Origin of the sequence: uncultured Campylobacter sp. (assembly GCF_937997465.1) — a bacterium.
Taxonomy (GTDB): Bacteria; Campylobacterota; Campylobacteria; order Campylobacterales; family Campylobacteraceae; genus Campylobacter_A.
On record NZ_CALKTQ010000101.1, the window covers coordinates 1 to 2,433 of the forward strand.

Consider the following 2,433-nt stretch of genomic DNA (forward strand, 5'->3'; position numbering starts at 1 on the left):
GTGGGGAGCGACTTCGCCATTCAAGCCCCCACCCCCTTTACAACAAAGTAAAAAAAACAACCTCAAACGGTTGTTTTTTTACGCAAGGAAACCAAACTCGCAACGCTAAATTTAACCAAACCAAATTTAGTGCCTTAAAGGTGCTGGTCTCGGTGCATAAATTTCAAATTTTAGTCAAATTTGGCCTCAAATTTGAATAAACTCACCCGCCCTCCTCGATATTTTCCTGCATAAAGACTCGCATGCTCGGAAATTCAAGCGCGCAAAGATGGCCAAAATCGTGCCTATAGACGCAGCCAGTGTCGATATTTGCGCCAAATTCCGTAATATCGGGCTCAGCGATCGGCGTATGTCCGTAAACGTTAAAGACGTCATCGTTTTGGCTAAAATCGCCCCTGCCACAAAGCACGTGCCGCCTGAACTCCGCCGCACTATCGCCGTCCGAGTTACGCAGCCGCCACATCCGCCCAATCGCCGAGTGCGATACGACGAGCCGCCTGCCTTGCGCGTTTTTAAACTCGTCAAACTCCAAATAAAACGGCAAATTTAACAAAAACTCTATGTGCGCGAGCTTCTGGGCACGGCTGGCTTTGGCATAGGATGCAAAAGTCTGTGCGCCGCCGTTTAGGTAAAACCAGCGCGGATCGCTAGGCATTTCGCCACGCAAAAATGCGTCCTTGTGTTGCAAAAGGCGGTATTCGTGATTGCCCATCACAGCCGCGTAACCGCGCTGCATCACTAACTGCACGACCTCAAAACTCCCCTCGCCGCGATCTATCAGATCGCCCACGAAGCAAATTTTAGAATCAGCACCACGCGGCAAGCGATCTATCAGGGCGCAAAGGGTTTTATAACAGCCGTGAATGTCGCCGATAAGGTAAATTTGGTCGTTCATTTTTTCTTTTCTTGTAAATTTACTTAAATTTTAGCAAAGTTTAGCCAACGGGGCATAAAAACAGCGCAACAAAACTACCTAAATTTAGTCGTTGAATTTAAGCACCCTCACTCACCGACGATTAGCATCGCACCAAGCGCTATCATCGTTACACCGACGAAAAACTCCAAAATTTTCCATGCGGCGGGCTTTTGAAACAACGACGCTAAAAATCTAGCTCCGTATCCGAGCAAAAAGAAAAACGCAAACGACGCGCACATCGCGCCCGCACCAAAGAGTCCCGCACTCTCGCCAAATTTCGTAGAAACCGAACCAAGTAGCACGACCGTATCAAGATAAACGTGCGGATTTAACCACGTAAAAGCTAGCGTGAGAAGCGCTGTTTTAACCGCTCCGTGCGCCTCCTCGCCGCCAGCCGTTAGCGCATGCGAGGCACTAAACGCGCTATAAAGGCTACGCAGCCCGTAAATGCTCAAAAATACAAATCCGCCCCAAAGCGCGGCGGTTTTGATGATGGGATAGTGCTCCACCACATAGCCAAACCCCGATACACCCGCAAAAATCAGCGTAGCGTCGCTAAGCGCGCAGATGGCACAAACCAGAAAAACATGCTGTTTTTTGATGCCTTGTTTTAACACGAAGGCATTTTGCGCTCCGATAGCAAGGATCAGCGAGAGCCCAAGAGAAAAACCAGAGAAAAAGACATTAAAAGAGTTCATTTTATCTCTTAAATTTGGCGTGCTTTTGTATTTTCTAAATTTTAGCCAGAATGCGTACAACAAAAGTTTAGCGAAGTAAAATTCGCGACATGCGGAAGCAGGGATAGGCGTGAGGTTCGTACGCAGATGATTTTTCAAATTTAGTAGTTTCAAGGTGTGGGTCTCGGCGAGTAAAAATTTGAACTCAAAATTTACAAATTTGAATAAATAACGATAAGGCGAAGTATCGCGAGATGATTTTGAAAGTTGTGCGGAAAATTTTAATCAAGACTAGGCATGAAGCCTGTCGCAGATTAAAATTTTCAAATCTCTTTCAAAAGCGCTCGCGAGACAAGCCTTCCCAAAAGCCGCTTAACTTTCTTTCAAAAGTTTCGCCACCATCTGCTCGCTTTTGCCCTTATCGGTATCCTTTTTCGTCGCCTTATATATCCCGCTCACGTACTCCTCGAGTACCTCTTGCGAGTTTATGCGCGCGTCGCCCTCTTTTGGCCTTACTTTGGCGTATTCGCCGCTGTTTTGCAGCTCAAACGCCAGCTCGTTATCGCTAAGCTGCAAGCGCAAAAACTCAAGCAAACGCTCTTGCAAATTTTTATCGATTATCGGCGTCATGAGCTCTAGGCGGCGCTCGAGATTTCGCGGCATCCAGTCGGCGGAAGCGATGTAAATTTGAGGGTCGGCGTGTCTGAAATAAAATATCCTCGCGTGCTCAAGGTATTTGCCGATGAGCGATCTCACGCGGATATTTTCGCTTAAGCCCTTCACACCCGGGCGCACGCAGCAGATGCCGCGCACGATGAGGTCGATCTTTACGCCCGCGCT

Annotated in this window: 3 protein-coding genes and 1 pseudogene; 1 reads left to right on the plus strand and 3 read right to left on the minus strand. The window is 47.7% G+C overall.

Features of this window, described 5'->3' with window-relative positions:
* On the plus strand, positions 1–200 hold a 200-nt coding region (locus Q0546_RS03000), incomplete at its 5' end, for a hypothetical protein (protein ID WP_298790408.1).
* Between the two features lie 2 nt (positions 201–202).
* Here Q0546_RS03000 and Q0546_RS03005 read toward each other — a convergent pair.
* The 3 genes and pseudogenes from Q0546_RS03005 to Q0546_RS03015 form a co-directional block, all read right to left on the minus strand.
* A complete protein-coding gene (locus Q0546_RS03005) occupies positions 203–895 on the minus strand; it encodes a metallophosphoesterase (protein WP_298790410.1) in 693 nt (230 codons plus the stop codon).
* Positions 896–1,002: 107 nt separating this feature from the next.
* Complete coding sequence (locus Q0546_RS03010; protein WP_298790413.1) at positions 1,003–1,614, minus strand: LysE/ArgO family amino acid transporter; 612 nt, start codon at positions 1,612–1,614, stop codon at positions 1,003–1,005.
* A gap of 351 nt (positions 1,615–1,965) precedes the next feature.
* Positions 1,966–2,433, minus strand: a pseudogene (locus Q0546_RS03015) (RNA degradosome polyphosphate kinase); the annotation flags it as partial.